Source organism: Marinobacter excellens LAMA 842, from assembly GCF_001574445.1.
GTDB lineage: Bacteria > Pseudomonadota > Gammaproteobacteria > Pseudomonadales > Oleiphilaceae > Marinobacter > Marinobacter shengliensis.
Map to the genome: position 1 here is coordinate 25,296 of NZ_LOCO01000024.1, position 23,769 is coordinate 49,064.

Genomic DNA, 23,769 nt, shown 5'->3' on the forward strand with positions numbered 1-23,769 from the left:
TCTGACACCTCAACCGGATACCAGTGCGACCACATGCACAAAAAACCACACTTGCCCGAGAAAACCTGCCCGGTGTGCCAGCGCCCGTTCAACTGGCGCAAGAAATGGGCAAAAGACTGGGACCAGGTCCGCTATTGCAGCGAACGGTGCCGCCGTAATCGGAGCCCGCAACCATGACCACCGTGGTCTGGTTCAAGCGGGATTTGCGCACCCGCGATCACGCCCCATTGGTGGCTGCCGCCAATCTGGGGGAGCCGGTTATTGCACTGTACGTGATTGAAGACGACTACTGGCAGCAACCGGATACCAGCGGGCGGCAATGGTGTTTTATCCAGGATTCCCTGGATGACCTCGATAAGCAGCTGCGCAAAGCGGGCAACCAACTGGTGGTGCTGCGAGGGACCGTCATCGGAGCCCTGAGTGAGCTCAAGGCAAGCCATGCCATTGAGCGCGTGTTTTGCCATCAGGAAACCGGCGGGCAATGGACCTTCGAGCGCGACAAAGCGGTTATAAAGTGGTGCTCCGACAACCAGATAGAGTTCAGGGAGTGGAACCAGTTCGGGGTGGTACGCCGGCTCAAAGACCGGGACATATGGGACAAAGCCTGGACAGAACTGATGAAGCAGCCCGTACTTGAGGCACCTGGTTCCGTGCCGTTTGCCGGCGCCATTCAGGGTATAACTTGGCGCGGTATCGAACCCGGCGCCACCGCAGCGGACCGGTGCCCGGATCGACAAACCGGCGGCAGCATTCGCGGCGAGACGTTACTGGCGTCGTTTCTGGAGCGCCGCTGCGTGGGTTACCAGTACAACATTTCCAGCCCCAATACCGCCGTGCGCGCCTGCTCCCGGCTGAGCCCTCATATCGCCTACGGCACGGTCAGCCTTCGGGAGATTTACCAACAGGCCAAGGCTGCCGGCAATCACCGTACTACCCTGCCCCGGAAACAGAAAAGCCTGACCAGCTTTCGCTCGCGGTTGCACTGGCATTGTCATTTTATCCAGAAACTCGAAGACGAACCGGAGCTGGAATTCCGCGCCATGCACCGGGAACTGGAGGGCATGAAAACCGGGCCGAACGATTCCGAACGGCTGCAGCGCTGGCAGCAAGGGCAAACCGGTTGGCCTCTGGTGGATGCCTGCATGCGCAGCCTGCAACACACTGGCTGGCTCAATTTCCGAATGCGGGCAATGCTGATGGCGGTAGCCAGCTACCAACTGTGGTTGCACTGGCGTGAACCTGCCCTGCACCTGGCGCGACTGTTTACCGATTTCGAGCCGGGCATTCACTATTCCCAGACCCAGATGCAATCCGGCCTGACCGGCATCAACGCCCTGCGCATCTACAATCCGGTGCTGCAAAGCCAGAAGCTGGACCCGCACGGCGAGTTTATCCGCCGCTGGATTCCGGAGCTGGCCGGGGTTCCCGAAGAAATGATCCATACCCCCTGGTTAATGACGCCCGCCCAGAAAGCGAAATTCGGCGGCAACACCTACATTGCGCCGGTGTGCGATCACGAACAGGCGGCCCGGGCTGCGCGCAAAGCGGTGGGAGACTTCCGAAAACAACACGTCAGCCGGGAAGAGACCGGCCGGGTACTGCACCGCCACGGCAGCCGCAAGGGGCCACATCAAACACGGCCGAAACCGGCAAGCCAGCCGCCGCCGGACAACCAGCTATCGCTGTTTGACTGAACGCCAGGCCAGCGCCGCGATAACCGTGGCCGCCAGAATGGGCCAGAACAGGCTCCAGGCCTCATGAACCATGGTGGCTAGCCAGGCTTTATCCGGCACGGCCCCGGGCCAGGGCAACCACCAGAACAGTACCAGACTGCCAGCCGTGGCCAGGCCCCAGCCCAGACACATAAACGCAGGAATGCTGCCAACACTGGCAGCTGCCCGCTGCACCCACAAAAAACGCCATACCAGCAGCATGGTGGCCACGGCACCCGCACTCATCAGCATGGGCAGGTAGGGTGCCATCGCAAACTCGAAGTTGCCCGGCTTGAGCAGTTCCTTCATGGCCAGCTTGCTGGCAGCGCCACTGGTAAACGGCAGCCCCGCCAGCGACAGCCCCGGCAATGCGATCAACAGCCACAACAGCCACTGACCACCTCGTCCCGCCGGCAACGCCATGGCAGTAGAGAGGAACAAGCTACCTTTGGCCAGGCCATGATGCAGCACGTACAGCGCCATCACCGCAAACAGCGGGCCCGCATACTCGGTATTGGCCAGCGCTGCGCCCACCATCAGTGTCATCAGGCCCATCTGGCTAATGCTGGAATAGGCCAACACGGTTTTCGGGCGCCGCTGGCGCACACCCAGCACAGCACCACCCAGGGAACCGACAGCGCCCAGGATCACCAGCGCATTGCCCCAATCCGGCAAAGACACCTCACCAAACGGCAAAGTGACCAGCCAACCCAACAGGCCGGCTTTGATCATGGCGCCACTGAGCACCGCACTGGCTGGCGTCGGCGCGACCGGGTGCGCCAGGGGCAACCAGAAATGCAGCAGTGGCAGGCCCGCCTTCACCCCGAATCCCGCCAACAACAGGAACATGATCAACCAGCGCCGGTCGGCCTCCGCCACGGCGGCAGGCAGATCGGCCAACAAGCCACTACCGGCCTGTTGTGCGGCCATCAGAAGGCCCGACAGAATGGCCATTTCACCCACCACCGCCATGGCCAGGTAGACGCGCCCCGCGTGGTTGGCCTCTCCCGTTCCCTCGTGCACCACCAGGCCATAACCGGCAAAGGTCATCAGGGCGAAGAAGCTATAGAAGCTGGCAATATCCTGGGCCATCACCAGCCCCAGATTCCCGGCCAGGGTGAGCGCCCAGAACACACAGAAACGCCGCAGGTAATGTACCTTCAGATAGCCGACGGCGAAGACACCGGCCACCAGCCAAAGCGTTGCCGTCAGAACCAGGAATACTTGGCGCAGCTCATCCAGCCCCCACCGGCCGCCTAACAGCAGCCCCGGCAATTCAAGGGACGCGTCTGGCCCCAATGTCAGGCCTGCCAACAAGGCGGGCAAGGGCAACAAGGGCAAACAGTAACGATAAGCCTGCTGCCAAGCGGGCCGCAGCGCCAGTAACAACGAGGCCAGCGGCAGGATAATCGCCAACAACAGCAAGGGGTTTGACGCAAACATCACAGCGCCACCTCCCTTGCCACAATCAACTCAGCCCAACTCAGGGGGCTGAATGGCAGGTTGGCAATCAGCCCGGCTACCAGCATAAGAGCGGCAGTAATCAACGGCGGCCATAGCAGCCAGGCGCTGGTTTCAAGGCGCCCCCAACGGCGCTCGTGGGGCCACGGCTCGCACTGTTCAGCAAACCAGAGCCGGTGCAGTATCGGGAGAAAATACGCCGCATTGAGCAGGCTGCTGATCACCAGCACCGCCACTACCCAATCCATACCGACCGCCAGTGCACCGCTGCCCATGGTCCACTTGGTAATAAACCCCGCCAACGGTGGGGCACCAATCATGCCAAAGGCGCCCAGGGTAAACGCCACCGAGGTGCCCGGCATGCGTTTGCCGGCGCCGTCCAGTTCATCGATGCGGTGCACTCCGAGGGTTTCGGCGTAATTACCGGCACAGAAAAACAGGGTGATCTTCATGATGCCCTGATGCACCAGATGCACCAGGCCACCGGCAACGCCCACGGGCCCGAACAGGCACAGCCCCAGCACGATGTAGGACACCTGGCTGACCGTTGAAAACGCCAGTCGACGTTTCAAGTCAACCTGGTACAGGGCACGGGTGGAGCCATAGATAATGGTGAAGGCTGCCACGACCGAAAGCCCGGCCAGCAGCCCAATGTCTTTGGCCGCTTCCAACCCGTAGATCTCAAAGACCACGCGGATAATGCCAAAGGCACCAGCTTTCACCACCGCCACGGCATGCAACAGGGCACTGACCGGTGCCGGCGCTACCATTGCCTGGGGCAGCCAGCCGTGGAATGGCACCAGGGCTGCTTTTACCCCCAGTCCGACAATCATTAGCACGAAAATGATCGTCAGAGGCCCCTGCATGGAGGGGTCAATCTCTGAGAAGTAGCCCCCTTCCTGGAACCTGAGATCCCCCACCAGGCCGTGCAGCCAGGCAATGGCAAACAGCAATACCGCGCCACCGGTCAGGGTGTAGATAATGTAGTTACGCCCGGCTCGCAGCGCTTTGGTCGTGCCACGATGGACCACCAGCGGATAGGTGGACAGGGTGAGCATTTCGTAGAACAGAAAGAAGGTGAACAGGTTGCCCGCCAGGGCAATCCCCATGGTGCTGGCGACACACAGACTGAAAAACCCGAAGAACCGGCTCCGGTTCGGGGAGTCCTCGAGATAGCCAACGGCATAGATGGTGGTCAGTAACCACAGCAGGGCAGACAACCCGGCAAACAACATCGACAGCGCATCAGCCCGCAGCACGAATTCCACACCAGGTACCATGGTGAACGCGGCCTCGTACTCGCGCCCCTGGGCCACACCCCAGATCATCACACCCACCAGGGCAATCTTCAGAATGGCGGCTGCCAGGTTAATGATGGTTCTCAGACGATGCCCTTTCTCCGGCAGAGCGAACAGAACCACCGACGCCAGCAACGAAGTCATCAGCGCAAAAACCGGCATTAATACACTCAGGGTCATCGGCTGCCCCCCTCAAACGGCAAGGACATCACCGACAACACCGGCTCCGCCACCAGGCCAAGGCCAAGCGACAGCAACGCAAGAATCATCGGTATCACCTCCAGGCTCCTGGACGGGTGATAGAACTGGTCCGTGTCTGTCGCTTCAATGAACGACGCCCGGTAAACCCGGAAGACATAGGCGGCAGAAAGCAAACCACCCGCCAGCAGAACCCCCAGCCACCACCATTGGCCACTGGCCAGGCTGGCCTGGAGGAGCAACCACTTCGCAGCAAAGCCCCCGGTAGGCGGCAGCCCCATCAACGACACCCCGGCCAGCCCGAAAGAAAACAGCGAGAACGGCAGGAACCGGCTGACACCCGCCAAGGCATCCACCCGGTTGCTGCCTACCGACATGATCAGATTGCCGGCGGCCAGGAACATCGCGGCCTTGGCCAGGGCATGGCTGACCACCTGCAGGGTAATGCCCTGTTGCGCCTGCTGGGATATGGCGTCGGTGACGCCCCAGGTGAGTGGGAACAGCAAAAACAGATAGCCAATCTGCGCCACGGAGGAATAGGCAACCACCTGTTTCAGTTTGGCCTGCCGGAACGCCAGCCAGCTACCCCAGATAACCGCCAAACTACCCAACACGCCTATCAACTGAGCCAGGGCATAGCCACCCAGGTCGCCTCCCAGTTCCAGCCAAAGCCTGGCGGCAATGTAGAACGAGGCTTTGACCACTAACGCAGACAACAGCGCACTGACCGGCGACTTGGCGATGCCATGGGCCGGCGGCAACCAGCCATGCATCGGGAACAGCGCGGTTTTCAGGGCCAGGCCCAGCAGCATCAGAATCAGCGGGAAGGTCAGGCCCGACTGAACATCACCGCTATTCATCAGCTCGGTCACGCCTGCCAGCGACAGCGTGCCAAACTGGCCGTAAATCAGGGCCACACCAAGCAGGTACGCCAGGGAACCCAGCAAAGCCGCCATCAGGTAGCGAATGGCAGCCCTGAGTGCGTCCGCCTGGCCGCCCAACGCCACCAGCCCCACGGCGGCAAGGCTGATCAGCTCCAGCCCCACATACAGATTGAACAGATCGCCGCCCAGCCAGACCGCATTCAGCCCGGCCCACAGAAACCAGAACAGCGGCCAGAAATACCGGTGCCACGGCTTGCCAGGGTCCAGGTAGATGCTCGCGTGCCAGCCGCAAGCGGCCGCGACCAGGGCCGTCAGCAACACAAAGGTTACCGCCAGGCCATCCACCCGCAGCTCAATGCCCAGGGGCGCCTGCCAACCGCCAAGCAGGTAAAGAAACCCGCCGTCGCTGGCCACGGCGGCCCACAAGCCCAGAGACACCAACACCTGCACCAGGATTCCAAGCCAGGTCACCACCCGGCCTTTGCTGAAATCCAGCAACAGGGTCAGCACCGCCCAGGCCAGGGGTGTGAACAACAATCCCGCCATTAACCACAAGGTCATTCGGGAGCACCCTCCCGGTTCACAGCCCGAGCCTTGGGCCTGGCATTTTCCCGGGCCGGCTCAGCCAGCGTAGTCTGGCCTGACAAATGGTAGTACCGGCGGATTAACACCACAGCCAGTGCCGTCGCTGCAATAGCCACCACAATGCCCGTGAGCACCAGGGCCTGGGGCACAGGATCTGGCTGACCATTGCGCTGGGCCAGGCCCACCATGATCAGGAATACGCCGGAACCGATCAGGTTGAACGCCATCAACTTGCGCAGCAGGTGCTGCAGGCGCAAAAACCCGAACAGGCCAATACCACATAAGGCAACGCCAGCGAATGCATACAACAGGGCCGAGGTCATCCGCGCTCACCTTCTTCCGGCTCTTCAGCGCCGTTAACCGGTGCCGACACAAACAGAGCCAGCAATACCATCGCAATGGAGAACGTAAGCACGGTTTCGATGACCAGGATCAGAGGTTTGTTAAAGGCTTCCGGGTACGCCAGGAACGCATCGCCGGCCAGGGCACTGGCCACCGCCACCAGAAGGAATACGGAAAAGCCCAGGGCCAGCCCCAAACGCAACAACACGCCGGGGCGCAGAAACTCCATGGGGATCCCGCCAAGGCGCATCATCACGCCCGATGCCGCCAACACGGCTCCGGCCTGGAACGCTCCCCCGGGGCGGTCGGAACCCGCCCACAACAGGTAGCCGGCAAGTACCAGCATCAGCGGCACAAACCAGCGCTGCAGGGCATACAACAAGGGATCTGAAGTGCGCAGGAGAGGATCTTCCAGGGACGTCGTTTTCGCCATGGAGATACCCGCAATCCCGGCGATGACCAACACGCCGATCTCAAGCAGCGTGTCGTAACTGCGAAAGTTCAACAGCACAGCGGTGATCGGATGCTCTACCCCACTGGCCTCCAGGTTCTCCACCAGCAGTCCGGGCAGGTCGACCGGCGCCTGGGTACCAGAAATGTGCCAGACCGTGATCATCAAGGCACCGGCAAAGGCCAGACACACGGCGGCGAGGACGGTAACGCCAAAAAAACGCATCATCCCGACGCCCCACCCTGGTCATTGCCTTCACCACCGCAACGCCGGTTATAGCCCAAATGCCTGGCCGCATCCAGCAGCAACACGCCGGTCAGGCCGGCACCGATGGCGGCTTCTGCCAGGGCAATGTCCGGCGCCTGAAGGCGAACCCAGGCCAGCGCCATCAGCAGGCCAAAGGCGATAAACATCACCACCGCCCGAAACAGGTTTGCAGACCACAACACCCCGATCGCGGTCGACAACAGCGCCAGCACCAAGATGGAGTCCACCAGCCAGTCAATCATCAGCTGCCTCCTGAACCGCGGAATGCTTCGGGCGCACATGAACGGCGCGGGCGATCAGGTGCGCAGACGTTGCGCTGGCAGCCAGAGCTGCGGCCCAGATCAATACCATTTTTACGCCACCCGCCAGCGACGGCGCCAGTGGCAAAAGCGCCAGTATAATAAAGCCCAACCCGAGGTTGTCCACCTTGGTCAGGGCATGGATACGGGTCAGGGTGTCGGAGAATCGGAACAGGCCGAGGGTGCCCACAGCAAAAAACAGACAACCGAGAACCAACAACACCACCTGAACCGCAAACATGGCTGAATCAATCATGGCGGCCTCCGTCATCACCCAAGGGCTGTTCGATGCGCACCACCCGGGTCACAAACGCCACGATCGCGAGTACCGACAACACCGCCAGTGTCAGCGCCACATCCATCAGTGCGGGCATGGATTGGGCGTAGGACAGCACCAGTAACAGGGCCACACCGGTTGTGCCGAACAGTTGCGACGCCAACATCCGGTCCGCCGGGGCCGGCCCCCTCCAGATGCGGATCAGGGCAATCAACAGGGTCAGCAACAGGAAGGCCGCAACGGCATTGAGTATCAGGGTCACCGTACCGTCCTCCCGATGTCGTTCAGGGAGAGTCCGAAAACCCGCGCCACCTGCCGCTCAGTCTCCCGCACGTCCTGCTCTACTGGCTCTCGGGTATCCAGGCAGTGCAGGGTCAATTGATCGCCCTCAAGCAAAGCGCTCAGGGTACCGGGCATAAGGGACAGGGTGTTGGCCAGCAGCCAGCGAGGGCTGCCCTCGGGCAAGTAAAGGGTCAGGGTGATTTCACCCGGGTGAACCGGCAAGGCGGGTGACAGCAAGCGCCGCGCGACATCCAGCCCGGCCACCACCGAGCGGGTGAGAAAGTAACCGAGAAACGACAGCAGCCCAAGGGGCTGGAGGCGATAGCCGGATGGGGGAAACAGGCGTACCGACAGCCAGGCCACGAGGGCGGTCACCCCCAGGCCAAAACCCAGGGCAGACGTTTCACCGAGCGTTAGCGCCCACCAAACCACCAATAACGCAGCGCCACGAAGCAACAAACTGAGGGCGGGTAACGATGGCGCTGACTGCATAGGGTCTCCTGTCCCGGGGTTCAACAGGGTCTTGGTTCGCTAACTCCCTGTTAAAGTTCCCAAAAGCCTAACACAGTCTGCCCGCCGGCCGGAAAACAAGCCCCGCAGGCAGCCCAGTCACCTGCCCACTACTACCGGCTTACCAGCTGTAGACGCCCCGGTTCAGACCATCGCGAAAAGCACTGATCACCTTGGCTCCACGAAGCGTTGCGCCGGTGTAGCCGTCAATATCATCCACCACGTTCTCTGGCTCATACAACCGGAAAATTGCCTCCATCGGCTCGCCCTCCAGGCGCTCCGTGATCTGCTGATACTGACGCAAAACCGGGTAAAGCTCGGCGGAACTGTCCATCTTCAAATAGTCTTCATCCCGATAGAACAGGTGCCGGTAGGACATTCCCTTGATTCGCCCGCCTTCAAGCCGGAACTGCAGGCTTACCTGAATCAGCCCACGGTCGATAAAGTTGCCACGGTAGGTGCCATCAAGATAATTACCCGGTGCCAAACCCAACAGCATTCGCCCAAGGCGGTCATCGCCAGTGGCGGGCTGTGTAGCCGAATCTGCGGTTTCAACCGGTGCTGGTGCCGGGGCGCCGCCTTCAAGCACACCTATCCGATAATCCTCCAGCCGGGCTGCGGCCCGAGGGCTGTGGGGCCGGCCGTTGCCCTTATCGAGCCAGGCCGACGTTGCCTCTTTACCGCACCAGCGGGTGAAGACCTCTTCCTCGGTGGGGTGATTCGGCAGGTACTCGGTGAGGTCGTACACCACACCGTTAATCACCTTCCAACAGCTGCCGGCATGATTGTGTTCCGCCACATCATCGAGCCGGAAAACCGACTCACCATCGGCATTCTCAGCGGTACCACCTGCTGTGGGTTCGGGGTTGCCCTGAACCAGGTTAACCACCACCAATGTCAGAACTACGCTGACAAAGGCAACAAATCCTGTATAGGCAATTCGGTTGCTGGTCATAGGAAATCAAACGCCTCCGTGTGAATGCGATGGGCAGGCACGCCTTCGTGCCTGAGCAGGGTTTGCAGGTGATTGATCATGCCCGGCGGCCCGCACAGGTAGATGTCCCGTTCGGCGAAATCCGAGCAGCGCTCGGCCAGATAATCCCGGGTGATCACGCCGTGTTCGTTCATGTAGTGCGTGTGAACCTCAAAGCCATCACAGGCCTCGGCAATGCGGACCAGCTCGTCCAGGTAATAGGCTCGTTCCGGCCGGTTGGCCAGGTAGAACAAACAGGCATCTGGCCCCTGAGCCACAGTGTTCCCGACCCTGTCCCGGGCGCCAGCAACAAACGGCGTAATGCCGATACCGCCGGCCAACCACAGTTGCTTGCGCGGCTCACCTGGCAGGCCAGTACCCTTCTGCGCCAAAGCCGCATTCTCAAAAAAGGTCCCGTAAGGGCCTTCGATTCGCACCTCTGCCCCCGGCTTGATGTCCAGCAACGCCCGAGTGGCATCGCCGACCGCTTTAATGCCGATTTTTAGTTCATCATCCCCGGAGCCCGAGGCGATGGTGTAAGGGTGTTCTTCCCCATAACCGGCCAACAGCGAGCGGTCCATCGGTGTCAGATACACAAACTGACCAGCCCGCCAGCGAATCCCCTTGCCCTTCGGGCGCAGGCGAAGCTCCACCACATCCCGGGCAAGTTTGTCGATGCCGTCTACCACATAGGGTTTCCTGGCCAGACGGGGTGACAATAACTTACGCCAGGCGATGGCCGCCAAAGCCAGGGCCGAGAGCAACCACCAGACCCAGGCTGTAGCTGAAAGCATCAAGGTATGCACCAACGCCAACACCAGTGCCGGCGCAGACAGCAGATGCAGGCGTTTCCAGTTTTGATAGTGCAGAGTGCCAATGAACCCCAGCGTGGGCGCGATGAAAACCAACATGTTGAGGAAGGCGGCCCAGCCAACCCAGACCTCCCAATGACTCAGGGGCGGGAACAGCGTGGCAACACTGGTGCCAAGAGACATCGGCAAGGTGGCCAGTGCCAACAACAACACATGAGCCATCACCAGCATAAAGGCCGAGAACCCCAGCCAGCGGTGAATGGTCCATAGCCGCACCAGGCCACCAAACCAGGGATCCATACCGGGAATACGGGCCGACAACATACCTGCCAGCAGAAACGCTGACAGGGCAAACACCCCGGCTAGCTCCGCCAGCGAATACAGCCAGCCCTGACTGCCCCAGGGCAACGCCGGAGCAACAACAACGACAGGCAGTAAAAAGAGCCCCAGCAACAACAGATCGCCAGGGTGTTTTCTAAGGGTCATAAACGCTCCATGTCAGTGAGCTATTTAACGTCCTCTCTGGCCCTGCGCCTGGTGCTCCAGCATTTGCTCCATCATCATCTGCATATGCTCCAGGCGCTGTTCCATCATTTCCATTCGCTGTTCCGGCTCCATACCCGCGCCACCCGAACGAGGCCCTTTGCCGCCGGACTGACCTTTCGGCTGGTTACCCATGCCCTGGCCACCGCCCATCTGGCCCTGGTGCTGCCCCATCATGCCCTGCCCTTGGCCCTGGCCCATGCCCTGCCCCATCATGCCACCACGCATCATCTGCATGTGCTGCTGCATGGACTCCATGTGCTTCTCACGAATACGCTGGCGCTCCGCATCCGACTTGGCGTTGCGCATTTCCTGCATCATTTCCTGCATCTGCGACATGTTCTGTTGCATCTGCTGCATCTGTTCCTGGTTCATCATGCCACCCCGCGGCATTTGCCCGGAGTTGCCCTGGGCAAACACCAGAAGGGGTGCGGAAACGAGAACGGAACATGCGATTAACCTTGTAAACCTGTTCATGACATTCTCCGTTTCATCACAGTTGATGAGTGTCTACTACAGTTAAGACCATAAAACTGAATCGAACCTGAAATAGCGGCCAAACCTACAACCTCTCTTGGCAAGAATTGACGCAGGTCATCGGTGCGCAAGGCCCCTTCGTTTCCAGAGGTAGAACAATACGGGAATGACCAACAATGCCAGCAGCATAGCACTGACCATACCACCCACCATCGGGGCTGCGATGCGCCCCATTACTTCCGAGCCCGTCCCGGTGCCGAACATGATGGGTAACAGCCCAATGATGATGGAACTTCCGGTCATCATGATCGGCCGAACCCGCAACCCGGCACCATGCAGAACGGCATGCCGGAGAGTTTCACGCCTGGGCTCAAGACCTTTTTGCTCGCAACTCTCAAGCATCGCCTGGTAAGACTGGTTAAGGTACACCAGCATGATGACCCCGATCTCTACGGCAACCCCCGCCAGGGCAATGAATCCCACTCCAACGGCAACCGAAAAGTTGTAACCCAATAGATACATAAACCAGACTGCGCCCACCAGAGCAAACGGCAGTGTGCCCAGGATCATCGCCACCTCAGCAATGCGGCGGAAGCTCATAAACAACAGTATGACAATGATCGCCAGGGTCAGCGGGACCACATAGGTCAGCCTTTCCTTGGCCCGGAGCATGTATTCATATTGGCCGGACCAGGCCACGGAGTAGCCTGCCGGCAGCTGCAGTTCATCATTTACAGCCGCCATGGCCTGTCCTACGTAGCTGCCAACATCAACACCCTCGATGTCCACAAAGGTCCAGCCATTAAGCCGGGCATTCTCACTTTTTATTGCTGGAGGGCCGTCCTCAATCCGAATGTCGGCCACATCCGCCAAGGCAATGCGTTGGCCGGATGGTGTCACGATCGGCAGCTGCCGGAGCTTCTCGGGGGAATCGCGGTAATCCTGAGGGTAACGAACATTGATAGGGTATCTTTCCAGCCCCTCGATGGTTTGAGACACGTTAATCCCGCCCACCGCCGAAGCGATCACCTGCTGAACATCGGCAATGTTGAGGCCATACCTCGCCGCCCGTAATCGGTCGATATCAGCTTGAACGTATCGGCCACCGGCAACGCGCTCGGAATACACAGATGCCGTACCGGGAACCTTCGAAAGAATGGCTTCCAGTTGCTTGCCCACTGCCTCGATGGTTGCCAGCTCAGGCCCGGCAACCTTGATGCCAACCGGCGTTTTTATCCCGGTCGCCAGCATGTCAATCCGGGTAATGATCGGCATCACCCAGGCATTGGTAACGCCGGGAAATTGGATAAGGGCATTCAATTCCTGCTTCAGTTTTTCGGTGGTCATGCCCTCACGCCACTGGTCGCGTGGCTTGAGTTGAATAAACGTTTCAATCATCGTCAGCGGGGCGGGGTCTGTCGCGGTCTCTGCCCGGCCAACCTTGCCAAAAACCGTTTCCACTTCCGGCAGCGAGGCAATCAACCGGTCGGTCTGTTGCAGCAATTCCCGGGCCTTGCCGATGGAAATCCCTGGGTAGGTGGTTGGCATATACATCAGGTCACCCTCATCCAGAGGCGGGATGAATTCGCTGCCTATCCTGGAGGCAGGCCACAGCCCCAACGCCAGAATCAGAACCACCACTACCAGGGTTGTCACCGGATACTTCAGGACACCCTTCAGCATTGGCAGATAGCCCGACACCAACAATCGGTTTACAGGATTTCGATGCTCCGACAGCACCTTGCCACGGATGAAGTAACCCATGAGCACTGGCACCAGCGTGACCGCCAGAGCGGCACTGGCCGCCATGGCATAGGTTTTGGTGTAGGCCAGCGGCGAGAACATTCGGCCTTCCTGGGCTTCCAGCACGAACACCGGGACAAAGCTGACGGTAATGATCAGTAATGAGAAAAACAGCGCCGGCCCCACTTCGGCCGATGCCTTTGCCACCACCTGCCAGCGGTTTTCACGGGTCAGCGGTGTACGCTCCATGTGTTTGTGCATGTTCTCGATCATCACGATGGCACCGTCAATCATGGTGCCTATGGCAATGGCGATACCACCCAACGACATGATGTTGGCATTGATGCCCTGCCAGTACATTACGATGAAGGCTGTCAGGATGCCGACTGGCAGGCTGACCATCACCACCAGTGACGAACGCACGTGGAACAGGAAGATCACGCACACCAGCCCCACAACGAGAAGTTCTTCCAGTAATTTGTTCCAGAGGTTGGTCACAGCGCGATCGATCAACCCGGAGCGGTCATACACCGTGACCACCTCGACGCCGTCCGGCAGGCTGCTCTGCAAAGACTCCAGTTTGGCTTTCACCCCCCGTATGGTCTCCTGGGCGTTTTCACCAAAACGCATCACAATAACGCCGCCGACCGTTTCGCCCTCGCCATTCAACTCGGCAATGCCCCTGCGCATCTGCGGCCCAACTTCTACGCTGGCCACATCCTTTAACAAAACGGGGGTGCCGTTGTCGTCGAGACCCAGCGGAATTGAGAGCAGGTCTTCCCGGGACTGGATATAGCCCGAGGCCCGCACCATGTACTCGGCCTCGGCCATTTCAATGACAGAAGCCCCCACTTCCTGATTGCCGCGTTTTATGGCGGTTTCAATGTGGGACAAGGGAATCCCCAGGGTACGCAGCTTTTCCGGGCTCACCTGCACCTGGTACTGCTTGACCATGCCACCCACCGTGGCCACTTCCGAAACACCGGGTACCGTCTGTAACTCATACTTCAGGAACCAGTCCTGAAGGCTTCGGAGCTGGCTCAGGTCGTGCTGCCCGGTGCGGTCTACCAAGGCGTACAGATACACCCAGCCCACGCCGGTGGCGTCAGGCCCCAGTTGCGGCCGGGCCTGCTCCGGCAGGTTCGGCGCCACCTGCGACAGGTATTCGAGCACCCGTGAGCGGGCCCAGTACATATCGGTGTTTTCGTCAAAGATCACATAAACGTAGGAGTCACCGAAGAACGAATAGCCTCGAACGGTTTGCGCCCCCGGCACCGACAGCATGGCGGTGGTCAGCGGATAGGTAACCTGATCCTCCACCACCTGAGGCGCCTGCCCCGGGTAGCTGGTTTTAATGATGACCTGGACATCCGACAGGTCCGGCAGTGCATCCACTGGCGTGTTCTTCAGGGAGTACAGTCCCAGACCGGTCAGCAGCAGTGCTGCCATGACAACCAGAAAACGGTTACGAACCGACCAGTAAATCAGCGACGCGATCATCAGTGGCCCCCTTCATGCTGCATGCCATGGGCGCTGTGATCCATCTCCGTCGGTCGGGGCGACATACGCAGAAAGTCAGAGGTTTTGCTGGATTCTGAATCGATCAGAAACTGCGCCGAGGTGACCACCATGTCGCCGGGGCTTACCCCCTGCAGAATTTCCACATACTCCTCACCTACGCGCCCAACATCGACGTTAACCGATTTGAACGCTCCTTTTTCCAGAGCCAGCACCAAACGGTCACTCTGGCCGGTACGGATCACGGATTCCCGGGGCACTAACATTCGCCGGTCACCACGCTCTCCCTGTATGTTCAGCCGGGCGAACATACCCGGGCGCAAGGCACCGTCGGTGTTATCAAAGCGCAGTCTGACCCGGGCCGTGCGGGTTGTTGTGTTGATCTCCGGATAGACGTAATCCACCTGCCCCCGCCACTGCCGGTCCGGCATATAATCCAATGTCATCACCGCCCGATCACCGGGCTTAACTGCGGCAATCTGGCTCTCGAACATCTCGCCCAGAACCCAGACCTCGTCCAGCGAGGCAATGGTCACCACCTGGTCGCCGGGTTTGATGAACATCCCTTCGCGCACATTGAGACTCTCGATAACCCCGGTCGCCGGTGCGTAGACCGTCAGTGTACGGCGCACTTCGCGGGTATCCTTCAGGCTCCGTACCAGGCTGGTTGGAACATTCAGCGCCAATAGACGCTGCTCTGCAGCACGGACCAGATTCTCGTTGCCCCGGTTCAACGCCAGAACCAGTTCCTCCTGAGCGTTAACCAGGGTGGGCGAATACAACGAGTACAAGGCCTTGCCCTGTTCAACCGGCTCCCCCTCCGCCTTCACATACAGCGCCTCAATCCAGCCCTCAACACGGGGATGCACATGGGCCATGGCGTCCTCGTTATACTGGACGTGCCCGACGGTGGTGATGTTTAGTGGCAGGCGCCCCTGGATAACCGTGCCGGTCCTCACACCCAGGTTGTTGGTCACGGCGGGCGATATCCGGACGGTGCCCGCTGGGTCATCCGCGGCTCCGCCGTCCGCATAAACCGGCACAAGGTCCATCCCCATGGGCGACTTGCCCGGTTTGTCCCTTCTGAAATCAGGGTCCATGGGGGCCACCCAGTAAAGCGGCTCCTGGGCCTGTGAATGTGCAGGATCAGCGGTGTGATCCATGCTTGCGCCAGCCGCCAGCCACCAGCTAATGCCGGCACCGGCAAAACCACCCAGCACGAGAAAGCCCAGAGGGCGAATGAAATTGGCCATAGTTGTCAGTCCTGATATCGAGTCGATGAAGAGGGTGAGGCGTTGTCCGCGCCGGCGGTGACGTAATCGAAACTGGCTTGCGACCTGGCGCGCTCGGCCACCATCTGAACCAGCTCGATGCGGGCATTCAGCTCGGCAATACGCGCACGCACGGCTTCGGCAAAATCACCATCGTCAGAGTTGTAAGCACTCAGGGCGGCTTCGGCCTGCTGCTCCATCTGAGGCAGCAGGGTTTCCCGGTAACGTGTAATGCGCTCATCCAGGCGCTCGATGCGCGCCACTGCACTGCGGGCTGACGCCTGCAACTGGCGCAGCTGCAGCATACGTTCGGTTTTAACGGTCTCTGCCCGGGCCAAGGAGGCTTTGAGGTTCCGGTCTTGGCGGTTACTGGTGAATAGTGGGAGATCAACACTGATACCGACGGAGAAAAGGTCGGCCCGGTCCTGACCATTGGGGGCTCTATCGCGGTATCCGTACTGTGCAGAAAGCGACCACTCCGGTTTGTAGGCCTGTTTCGCCAGGTCAACCTCCAGAGTCCGCACCTCAATCAGTTCATCCGTGGCACGAATCATCGGGTGGTCGATCGCCAGCACGCTATCGACCTTCGGACTGCCGTTCGCAGACAGTGCTGTCAAATACGGCGGTATGGTGTCGTCAACAGACAGGAGGTCGGCACGGATTCCAGCATGTTCGTCAATCCATGCACCCACCCACTCCGCCAGCGCCTCACGGCTGGAACTGAGCTCTGCTGACAGTGCCGTTAGCCGGTCATCCAGCCGGGTCAGCTCGACGGATGCGCGAATCACGTCCTGCTGCCGGGCGCTCATTGTGGCCGAGCGGTAGCCAGCCTGGGCAACGTCTTCCAACTGCTCGAACAGGCTACGGCTGCTCTCGATCAGCTGTACACTTTGCTGAGCGCGCCAGACCTCCAGCCACAGGTGGGAGACTGTTTCGGTCACCTTGAGTTCACGATTGTCTCGCTGGCGGGGTTGTATTGACGCCATCTGCAGCACCCTGGCTTTGGCAATCCGGCGGCTGTCCCCCCGGGGAAAGCGTTGGGTAATGCCAACGATGGTCTGGGTCATTGCCTCTTGCCCGAGATCGAAAGTGTCTGTTGGCAGGTTTGCCAGCCCGAGCGTCAAGCGGGGATCAGGCAGCGAGCCCTGCGCCACCGCTTCTTCCCTGAGGGCCTGTTCCTGATAAACACTGCCTTGCAGCCAGGGGTCATTCCGTATGGCGATTTCAATGGCCGACGTCAGGCCCAGCTCCTGCTGGGCCGCTGCGGGCAAGGCTGAGATGGCCAGCATCGTGGCCATGCCCAGTTTTGGAAGGTGTCTGAGATAACGCAAAGTGAATTCTCCGCAAAAGGCTGTTATGCGGAGAATGCTAGAGGGGCAACCTGAACTGTGACTGAAAGATTTATCCTAAATAATGGATTTTTTGATCTCGCTCAAAACAATCAGACACGTGCTCTGATCTGGCTATTGAATTTACATCAAACCAACGCCGAATCGTTTCATTACGAGTGCCAGGGAAACAAAACAGATCATGGTCAGCACGGCACTGACCGCCAGCGACAACCAGAATCCCAAACGGGGTAACAGGAACGGAAACAACAAGAACATCGGCAAGGTGGGCAGCACATACCAGAAAGTGTACCAGGCATGGTTGGCAATCTTGTCTGCCGGCTGATGTTCCACATACATCCAGACCATAGCCAGCACAGTCACCATGGGCAGCGCGGCAATCAGTGCGCCGAGTTTATCGCTGCGCTTGGCGACTTCCGAAATCAGTACCACCAGGGCGGCGGTGATGGCGTATTTGGTTATGAGCCAGGTCATTGTATTGCTCTCCACAAAAGCCCCGGCAGGCGTGAACCCTTCGGAACATTTTTAACATTTAATTGTTATCCGTTTGGCGAGAAAGGTATCCTCATTCGCTCAAGCAATACAACTACCGAAGCTGGGTTATCCCGACGATGCCCATGACCGAGCCAGTGCACTGACGCCCATGATCGCCACCATTCGACACAGAACACTGTTGCCACTGATGGTTATGCTCATCGCACTGGCTGGCATGACGCTCTCCACCATTGGTGAAGCATCTTCCCATGGCATTGCAGAGTTCACAGGGTTGGACGTGACTGATCATGGTGATCATTCCCACAGTCATAGCCTGGAGGATCACGGCGAGAGTTCACACGGTTCTCACCAGCACCACGACTCCGGCAACCACACCCATGAAACGGCAGATCGGCTGACCATTACGCTCACACCTGCACAAGTCATCTCACACCGGCAACCCCTGTCTTTCGCCGGAGCCTCGCCCCAGAATTTTCGTTATCGCCTGGAACGTCCTCCAAAACCCGCTCTGATTGCCTGATTCTCGCTGCTCTGCAGCTGACTGAACGAACACAATTGGAGTCTTTATGTTGTCAACTTTGCTTGGCGGCTTTCGGCGTAGGCGTCATGCCACCGGCGGATACCGTCTGTTATGGATTGTTCTGACCCTCGGGCTATTCAGCATGAGCGCCGATGTACTCGCCCATGCCGTCGCCGAAGGCGATAAAGGTTATATCCAGGAGATCACCGGGGTTAACCTGATCGCCTTCATGTATCTGGGGGCCAAGCACATGGTCACCGGCTATGACCACCTGCTATTCCTGCTAGGTGTCATCTTCTTCCTCTACCAGATGAAACACATCGCGATCTACGTGAGCCTGTTTGCGGTAGGGCACTCCACCACCATGCTGCTGGGGGTGTATTTCAACATTGGCATCAACAGCTACATCATTGATGCCATTATCGGGCTATCCATCGTGTACAAGGCGCTGGACAACATCGGTGCCTATCAACGGTGGTTTGGTTTTCAGCCGAACACCAAGGCCGCCACGCTAATCTTCGGGTTCTTCCACGGCTTTGGCCTGTCTTCAAAAATCATCGAATACGACATCTCACCGGACGGCCTGGTGCCAAACCTGCTGGCGTTTAACGTCGGGGTGGAAATTGGCCAGCTCATCGCCCTGGCCATGATCCTGATCGCCATCAGCTTCTGGCGTAAAACCGACGGCTTTTTCCGCCATGCCTACACCGCCAATGTGGCCATGATGAGCGCAGGCTTCCTGCTCTTCGGCTATCAGCTCACCGGTTATTTTGTCGCTTAATTCTGGAGATTCGTTATGTACAACACCAATAGACCAAACCGGGAGGAACTACCCTCCACCGCCAAACTGATTCGATCCACCATCATCGCCGCTATAGTTGCACTGGTGCTGCTGGTGACGGTGGTCATGCCCGCCGAGTATGCGCTGGACCCGACCGGTGCCGGCCGGGTTCTGGGCCTGACCGAGATGGGTGAAATCAAGGAACAGCTGGCCGAAGAAGCGGCCGCCGATGCCGCCGCGCAAATGGTGGCGGTGCAACCCCAGACAGAAGCGCCGGCGCCAGCATCGGTTGAGCCCGCCGCCACTGCCGAAGCAGCTCCGGAAGCCGAGCCTGCGCCGGAAGAGCCTGCTCCAGCAACCGCCGACGAAACCGAATGGAAAGATGAGGTTCGTTTTGTGCTGACGCCGGGCCAGGGTACGGAGTTCAAGCTCACCATGAATGAGGGCGCCATCGCCCGGTTTTCCTGGGAATCCGAAGGTGGCCCCGTTAACTTTGACACCCATGGCGATGGTGCCGGCCGGTCCATCTCTTACGAAAAGGGCCGGGGCGTCCCGGAGGATGAAGGCGAGCTTGAGGCCGCCTTTACCGGCAACCACGGCTGGTTCTTTCGGAACCGCAACAACAACAATGTGACCATGGTACTGCGCACCGGCGGTGATTACGGTGAACTGAAGAAAATGCTGTAACTGGTAAAGTACGCACCACTGCGACAGCCTCAGGGACGAGGCACAAATAAACGATATTGAATAATGTAATCAAGGAAAAGGGCTAATGAGTGAAGTTTCTTTCAGGGAAGCGCTGATAGTCTGGATTAGGATCGGTCTTCTCAGCTTCGGCGGCCCGGCAGGGCAGATCGCGCTAATGCACCGGATTATTGTAGACGAGAGGAAGTGGCTGGATGAGTCTCGATTTCTACACGCCCTGAACTATTGCATGCTGTTACCCGGGCCTGAGGCTCAGCAACTTGCCACCTACATCGGTTGGCTAATGCATGGTGTGAGGGGCGGGGTTATTGCAGGCCTGCTGTTCATCATTCCCGGTGCCCTGGCGATTTTCCTTTTGTCCTGGGCGTATGTCACCGTCGGTGACCTGACTCTTGTTGAAGGTGTTTTTTTCGGCCTGAAAGCGGCGGTGCTCGCAATTGTTGTTCAGGCCTTGATACGAATCGGGCAACGAGCACTCAAAGGCACCTTGAGGCCGTTCCTCGCCGTTGCCGGTTTTCTGGCCTTGTTTGTTTTCAGCGTACCGTTTCCGATCGTGGTTCTGACGGCGGGCATTACGGGCTACCTGATAGCACGTAGACTTGGGCCGGACAATACGGAGGCTAATCAGTCGTTAGTCAGCACCGAAACCATTGTGCGCCCGGGCACCCGGCGTGCCGCCCTGACCTGTCTGATACTTTGGGCACTAACCGTGTTCGGGTTGCTGGCCGCCCTGGGCTACGACCAAGTGTATTCACAGATTGCCGTGTTTTTCTCAAAGATGGCGACGGTCACTTTTGGCGGCGCCTATGCGGTGCTCTCCTACGTGGCCCAGCAAGGAGTTGAGAACTATCAGTGGCTCCAGCCCGGTGAAATGCTGGAGGGCCTCGGCCTGGCGGAGACAACGCCAGGGCCCCTTATTCTGGTCACACAGTTCGTTGGATTTCTCGCAGCCTACCGCGATGCTGCCGGCGAGTCTGCGCTCCTCTTCGCCTCTATTGGCGCCCTGCTGACCACATGGGTGACGTTTCTGCCCTGCTTTCTGTGGATCTTTGCCGGTGCGCCCTACGTGGAGAAACTACGCGCAAACCAAGACATTTCTTCCGCCCTTGGGGCCGTCACTGCCGTCGTCGTTGGAGTGATTGCCAACCTGGCACTTTGGTTTGCGATCAGCGCACTGTTCGCCGAGCAATTCCTCTTCTCGGAGTATGGTGTCAACATGCAACTGCCCCATCTTGCCAGCGTAGATGTGCCGATGCTGACACTCTCAGCCGTGGCGTTTCTCTGTGCGTTCCAGTTCAAAATGGGGGTTATCCCCCTGGTGAGCACATTGGCCAGCCTTGGGGCCGTCTGGATGCTGATGGCGGGCTAACCCAAGCTCGCTGCTGACAACGACAGCGGACGCCCCGGTGCAGCCTCCGGACGGAACCTGTTCAAAGGAATCCATAACGATGTGACTGTGCAGCGTCATCGTAAACGCATCGCCTTTATGATCACGAGGACAGAGAACAGAAATAAGCGAACACAAAGTCCCTATGTACTTCCGATAGGTCAGTTCAAGCCCCTTACTTCGTATTGTTCGGCGACACAGCCTATTTAACAATAAAATAATTATATCCGCACACCCCTCGCACAACCCAATCAATTTTCGGCCGTTGACAAATATCAAAAATATATTTTTTATATTTCAGATTCATTTCAGAAACTAATGATTAACTGCATTCACCAACCAAACAGGAGGTGTAATTATGAAAAAATTATTTGTGTTTGCAGCAGCAGTTACTTTTTCAACATCCGTACTTGCAGGCAACATATCAGAAAATAAGAATATGAAGGCCACGCACAACCAAGTGATGGACACAAAACCCGTTGAAAACATTCTTCAGAATGAGGATATGCAGCGTTTACACAGGGACATGACGCTTTATGCAATTTCTGAGTTGGGTATGGAGGCTCGCGTGAAAATGATGACGAAAGAGGGCCGAGCCTATCATAAGGCACTAGAACAAAGGGAGAAAAACACCGCAGGGTAACCCCTGCGGGAAAGTCAACTCGCGGAGACACAAGCACCGGCTAACTCAAATGTTGAGCAGTCGATGCCCTGATCGCGGACAAGTAAAACACACAAACCTGAAACCGAGCTGAATTACTGAGCCTGTTTATGGCAAGAAAGGAAAATATCATTAAGAAAGCAATTATCGCTGCTGCAGTCACTGCCTTATTTTCAACCATGGCTACTGCCAACTCGGGCTTGGCGGATCGTATCAATGAAGCACGCAGTTACCCGAACAAAACAATCAGTGCAGAAAAACCTGAAATGATCTGCACACAAAACAAAACCAATCACCGGAATATTAGTGAATCAGCTTTGAAATACGAAGAAAGTGAATCAGGCAACAAAGACATGGATCATAACCATTCTTTAATGAAATTTCAGAATTAGCAAGTCAAACAAATAGTCGACCACTTATTATAAAAGGTGGCCGACTATTTATTGCGCATTAAATATATAAAAATTTGCTTCCCCATCTCACCATTATCACTCTTTCATTTGTCTCTCAAGATCAACCATCCAAGAAACATCCATTTGACAACCAATACTGTTAACAACGGCAAGAAAACCCATTGGGCGAGAGGCAGTACATCGGTGCCTGTCCATGTGACCACCGGCATTAACTGGCAACCATGGCTGGTTTTTTCGCAACCGCAACAATAATGATGTGACCGTGGTGCTGCGCACCGGTGGTGATTATGGTGAGCTGAAAAAGATGCTTTGAGCAGGCCCTGAGCTGTAGAGGAGTAGCCTGAAAAAGTGGAAAACCTCCCGGCAACAGCATCCGGGAGGTTTTTAACGTTTCAGATCGCCTGAACAACCTCAGAAAGCATATCCTTGTCCAGTTTTTTCTTCATGGTGGCTTTGACGTCGATTTCCGTCAACACCCCGAAGCTGTGGTCAGTAAGTGCCTGCCGCGTCCTTTTATCGACCTCTTCAAAATCAGCATCTTTGATAATTCGATTGATTGTGTATGACATGGTTTTCTCCAATGATTCGCATGTTTATTGCTTGAGTCCGACTTTGGCCGGAACGTCGACGTATTTTCATGACCAAAGAATAGTTCAATAGGTTAGGAATATCGAGATTCTTTGTTTTTTATTAAAATTCAGGGTCATTTCAGAAACCGATGTTTCAATAGAGCCATCAAACAACCCGGAGGTGTAATAATGAAAACGTTATTTGTATTTGCAGCAGCCGTCACGATTTCAACATCCGTACTTGCAGGCAACATGTCAGACAATAAGAACATGAAGGCCATGCACAGCCAAATGATGAACACCGAGTCCGTTGAAAAGATTCTTCAGAATGACGATATGCGGCGTTTGCACAGGGACATGACGCGCCATGCCATTTCCGAGGTAGGTATGGAGGCTCGCCTGCAAATGATGACGAAAGAGGGTCGCGCCTATCATAAGGCATTGGAGAAAAAGCAAAAAAATACCGCAGGGTAAACCATGCGGCAAAGTCAGCTCGCGGAGACGCAGGCACCGCCTGACTCGAATGCTGAGCAGCCGGCGTTCTAACGCCAGCAAGTAAACCATACCAACCTGAACCTGACTTGAATTACCGAGTCAGCTTATAGAAAGAGAGATCAACATTATGAAAAAACTAATTATCGTTACTGCAATCATGGCTGCATTTTCAACCATGGCCACGGCCGGCGGCTTGGCCGATCGCATCAATGAAGAACGCAGTTACCCTAACAAAACCAGTTACCCTAACAAAACAGAGCATACTAAAAGCATGCACATGCACCGTATGCATGAGAAACAAAACCATGGGATGGTAAAAAAATCTCAGGCAAACCAGGATGAATCACGCGAAGTTAATTACGGAAAAGAACAATCAGAGAGAGCGCCTATTAACCATAATCATCACTAAATCGGTGCAGCGAACATCATGTTAAAACATAGCCGGTCATCTTACGAAAAGATCATCGGCTATTTATCATATAATTCCTAAC

27 protein-coding genes are annotated in these 23,769 nt (G+C 57.5%); 10 read left to right on the forward strand and 17 right to left on the reverse strand.

Going from position 1 to position 23,769, the window contains the following annotated elements; all coding sequences use genetic code 11:
* The first annotated feature begins 33 nt into the window (after positions 1-33).
* Together J122_RS21285 and J122_RS16395 are read left to right on the forward strand one after the other, a co-directional pair.
* The gene (locus J122_RS21285) at positions 34-177 is read left to right on the forward strand and encodes a DUF2256 domain-containing protein (protein ID WP_072676429.1); all 144 of its coding nucleotides are present in this window, start codon (positions 34-36) and stop codon (positions 175-177) included.
* Entirely contained in the window at positions 174-1,694 is a 1,521-nt protein-coding gene (locus tag J122_RS16395) for an FAD-binding domain-containing protein (protein WP_061333235.1), read from the forward strand. Before J122_RS21285 ends, J122_RS16395 begins: the two co-directional genes overlap by 4 nt.
* Here the strand turns inward: J122_RS16395 and J122_RS16400 are convergent.
* From J122_RS16400 to J122_RS16475, 16 genes are all read right to left on the reverse strand, one after another.
* On the reverse strand, positions 1,677-3,155 hold the full coding sequence (locus J122_RS16400; protein WP_061333236.1) for a complex I subunit 5 family protein: 1,479 nt from the start codon (positions 3,153-3,155) through the stop codon (positions 1,677-1,679). The two genes, J122_RS16395 and J122_RS16400, sit on opposite strands and share 18 nt — an antisense overlap.
* On the reverse strand, positions 3,155-4,651 hold the full coding sequence (locus J122_RS16405; RefSeq protein WP_061333237.1) for a complex I subunit 5 family protein: 1,497 nt from the start codon (positions 4,649-4,651) through the stop codon (positions 3,155-3,157). Before J122_RS16405 ends, J122_RS16400 begins: the two co-directional genes overlap by 1 nt.
* The gene (locus J122_RS16410; protein ID WP_197463868.1) at positions 4,648-6,114 is read right to left on the reverse strand and encodes a complex I subunit 5 family protein; all 1,467 of its coding nucleotides are present in this window, start codon (positions 6,112-6,114) and stop codon (positions 4,648-4,650) included. Before J122_RS16410 ends, J122_RS16405 begins: the two co-directional genes overlap by 4 nt.
* Entirely contained in the window at positions 6,111-6,461 is a 351-nt protein-coding gene (locus tag J122_RS16415; protein WP_082780619.1) for a cation:proton antiporter subunit C, read from the reverse strand. Before J122_RS16415 ends, J122_RS16410 begins: the two co-directional genes overlap by 4 nt.
* On the reverse strand, positions 6,458-7,159 hold the full coding sequence (locus J122_RS16420; protein ID WP_061333238.1) for an MnhB domain-containing protein: 702 nt from the start codon (positions 7,157-7,159) through the stop codon (positions 6,458-6,460). The genes J122_RS16415 and J122_RS16420 overlap by 4 nt, the downstream gene beginning before the upstream one ends.
* Positions 7,156-7,440 carry a Na(+)/H(+) antiporter subunit B gene (locus J122_RS16425; RefSeq protein ID WP_072676423.1) on the reverse strand — a complete coding sequence of 95 codons (285 nt, stop codon included), beginning with the start codon at positions 7,438-7,440 and terminating at the stop codon, positions 7,156-7,158. Before J122_RS16425 ends, J122_RS16420 begins: the two co-directional genes overlap by 4 nt.
* Positions 7,433-7,753, reverse strand: coding sequence for a cation:proton antiporter (locus J122_RS16430; protein WP_227510249.1), 321 nt, complete (start codon positions 7,751-7,753; stop codon positions 7,433-7,435). The genes J122_RS16425 and J122_RS16430 overlap by 8 nt, the downstream gene beginning before the upstream one ends.
* Positions 7,746-8,036, reverse strand: a complete 291-nt coding sequence (locus J122_RS16435) for a monovalent cation/H+ antiporter complex subunit F (protein ID WP_061333239.1) — start codon at positions 8,034-8,036, stop codon at positions 7,746-7,748. The genes J122_RS16430 and J122_RS16435 overlap by 8 nt, the downstream gene beginning before the upstream one ends.
* The gene (locus tag J122_RS16440; RefSeq protein WP_061333240.1) at positions 8,033-8,548 is read right to left on the reverse strand and encodes a Na+/H+ antiporter subunit E; all 516 of its coding nucleotides are present in this window, start codon (positions 8,546-8,548) and stop codon (positions 8,033-8,035) included. The genes J122_RS16435 and J122_RS16440 overlap by 4 nt, the downstream gene beginning before the upstream one ends.
* A 139-nt stretch (positions 8,549-8,687) precedes the next feature.
* Complete coding sequence (locus J122_RS16445; protein WP_058092659.1) at positions 8,688-9,521, reverse strand: cytochrome b5 domain-containing protein; 834 nt, start codon at positions 9,519-9,521, stop codon at positions 8,688-8,690.
* Positions 9,518-10,837 carry a ferric reductase-like transmembrane domain-containing protein gene (locus J122_RS16450; protein WP_061333241.1) on the reverse strand — a complete coding sequence of 440 codons (1,320 nt, stop codon included), beginning with the start codon at positions 10,835-10,837 and terminating at the stop codon, positions 9,518-9,520. The genes J122_RS16445 and J122_RS16450 overlap by 4 nt, the downstream gene beginning before the upstream one ends.
* A gap of 24 nt (positions 10,838-10,861) precedes the next feature.
* A complete protein-coding gene (locus J122_RS16455; RefSeq protein ID WP_058092657.1) occupies positions 10,862-11,371 on the reverse strand; it encodes a hypothetical protein in 510 nt (169 codons plus the stop codon).
* A 117-nt stretch (positions 11,372-11,488) separates the two neighbouring features.
* Entirely contained in the window at positions 11,489-14,614 is a 3,126-nt protein-coding gene (locus J122_RS16460; RefSeq protein WP_061333242.1) for an efflux RND transporter permease subunit, read from the reverse strand.
* Positions 14,614-15,885, reverse strand: coding sequence for an efflux RND transporter periplasmic adaptor subunit (locus J122_RS16465; RefSeq protein ID WP_061333243.1), 1,272 nt, complete (start codon positions 15,883-15,885; stop codon positions 14,614-14,616). Before J122_RS16465 ends, J122_RS16460 begins: the two co-directional genes overlap by 1 nt.
* Positions 15,886-15,890: 5 nt before the next feature.
* A complete protein-coding gene (locus J122_RS16470; protein WP_227510250.1) occupies positions 15,891-17,234 on the reverse strand; it encodes a TolC family protein in 1,344 nt (447 codons plus the stop codon).
* 141 nt (positions 17,235-17,375) lie between these two features.
* On the reverse strand, positions 17,376-17,726 hold the full coding sequence (locus J122_RS16475) for a DUF3147 family protein (RefSeq protein ID WP_061333244.1): 351 nt from the start codon (positions 17,724-17,726) through the stop codon (positions 17,376-17,378).
* 169 nt (positions 17,727-17,895) lie between these two features.
* On the opposite strand from J122_RS16475, the gene J122_RS16480 reads away from it, so the two are divergent.
* From J122_RS16480 to J122_RS16505, 6 genes are all read left to right on the forward strand, one after another.
* Entirely contained in the window at positions 17,896-18,267 is a 372-nt protein-coding gene (locus J122_RS16480; protein WP_061333245.1) for a hypothetical protein, read from the forward strand.
* A 46-nt stretch (positions 18,268-18,313) separates the two neighbouring features.
* The gene (locus tag J122_RS16485) at positions 18,314-19,048 is read left to right on the forward strand and encodes a HupE/UreJ family protein (protein ID WP_061333246.1); all 735 of its coding nucleotides are present in this window, start codon (positions 18,314-18,316) and stop codon (positions 19,046-19,048) included.
* Positions 19,049-19,063: 15 nt separating this feature from the next.
* The gene (locus tag J122_RS16490) at positions 19,064-19,735 is read left to right on the forward strand and encodes a hypothetical protein (protein WP_061333247.1); all 672 of its coding nucleotides are present in this window, start codon (positions 19,064-19,066) and stop codon (positions 19,733-19,735) included.
* Between the two features lie 85 nt (positions 19,736-19,820).
* A complete protein-coding gene (gene chrA / locus J122_RS16495; protein WP_061333248.1) occupies positions 19,821-21,122 on the forward strand; it encodes a chromate efflux transporter in 1,302 nt (433 codons plus the stop codon).
* Between the two features lie 376 nt (positions 21,123-21,498).
* Positions 21,499-21,783: a hypothetical protein gene (locus J122_RS16500; protein WP_061333249.1), complete on the forward strand. Its 285-nt coding sequence runs from the start codon at positions 21,499-21,501 to the stop codon at positions 21,781-21,783.
* Positions 21,784-21,911: 128 nt separating this feature from the next.
* Positions 21,912-22,193: a hypothetical protein gene (locus J122_RS16505; RefSeq protein WP_156471770.1), complete on the forward strand. Its 282-nt coding sequence runs from the start codon at positions 21,912-21,914 to the stop codon at positions 22,191-22,193.
* A gap of 413 nt (positions 22,194-22,606) precedes the next feature.
* Here J122_RS16505 and J122_RS22540 read toward each other — a convergent pair whose 3' ends face one another.
* Positions 22,607-22,783 carry a hypothetical protein gene (locus J122_RS22540; RefSeq protein WP_156471771.1) on the reverse strand — a complete coding sequence of 59 codons (177 nt, stop codon included), beginning with the start codon at positions 22,781-22,783 and terminating at the stop codon, positions 22,607-22,609.
* A 189-nt stretch (positions 22,784-22,972) separates the two neighbouring features.
* Between J122_RS22540 and J122_RS16510 the strand changes: the two genes are divergently transcribed.
* The gene (locus J122_RS16510) at positions 22,973-23,257 is read left to right on the forward strand and encodes a hypothetical protein (RefSeq protein ID WP_061333250.1); all 285 of its coding nucleotides are present in this window, start codon (positions 22,973-22,975) and stop codon (positions 23,255-23,257) included.
* 148 nt (positions 23,258-23,405) lie between these two features.
* The gene (locus tag J122_RS16515) at positions 23,406-23,687 is read left to right on the forward strand and encodes a hypothetical protein (protein WP_061333251.1); all 282 of its coding nucleotides are present in this window, start codon (positions 23,406-23,408) and stop codon (positions 23,685-23,687) included.
* Positions 23,688-23,769: the final 82 nt, after the last annotated feature.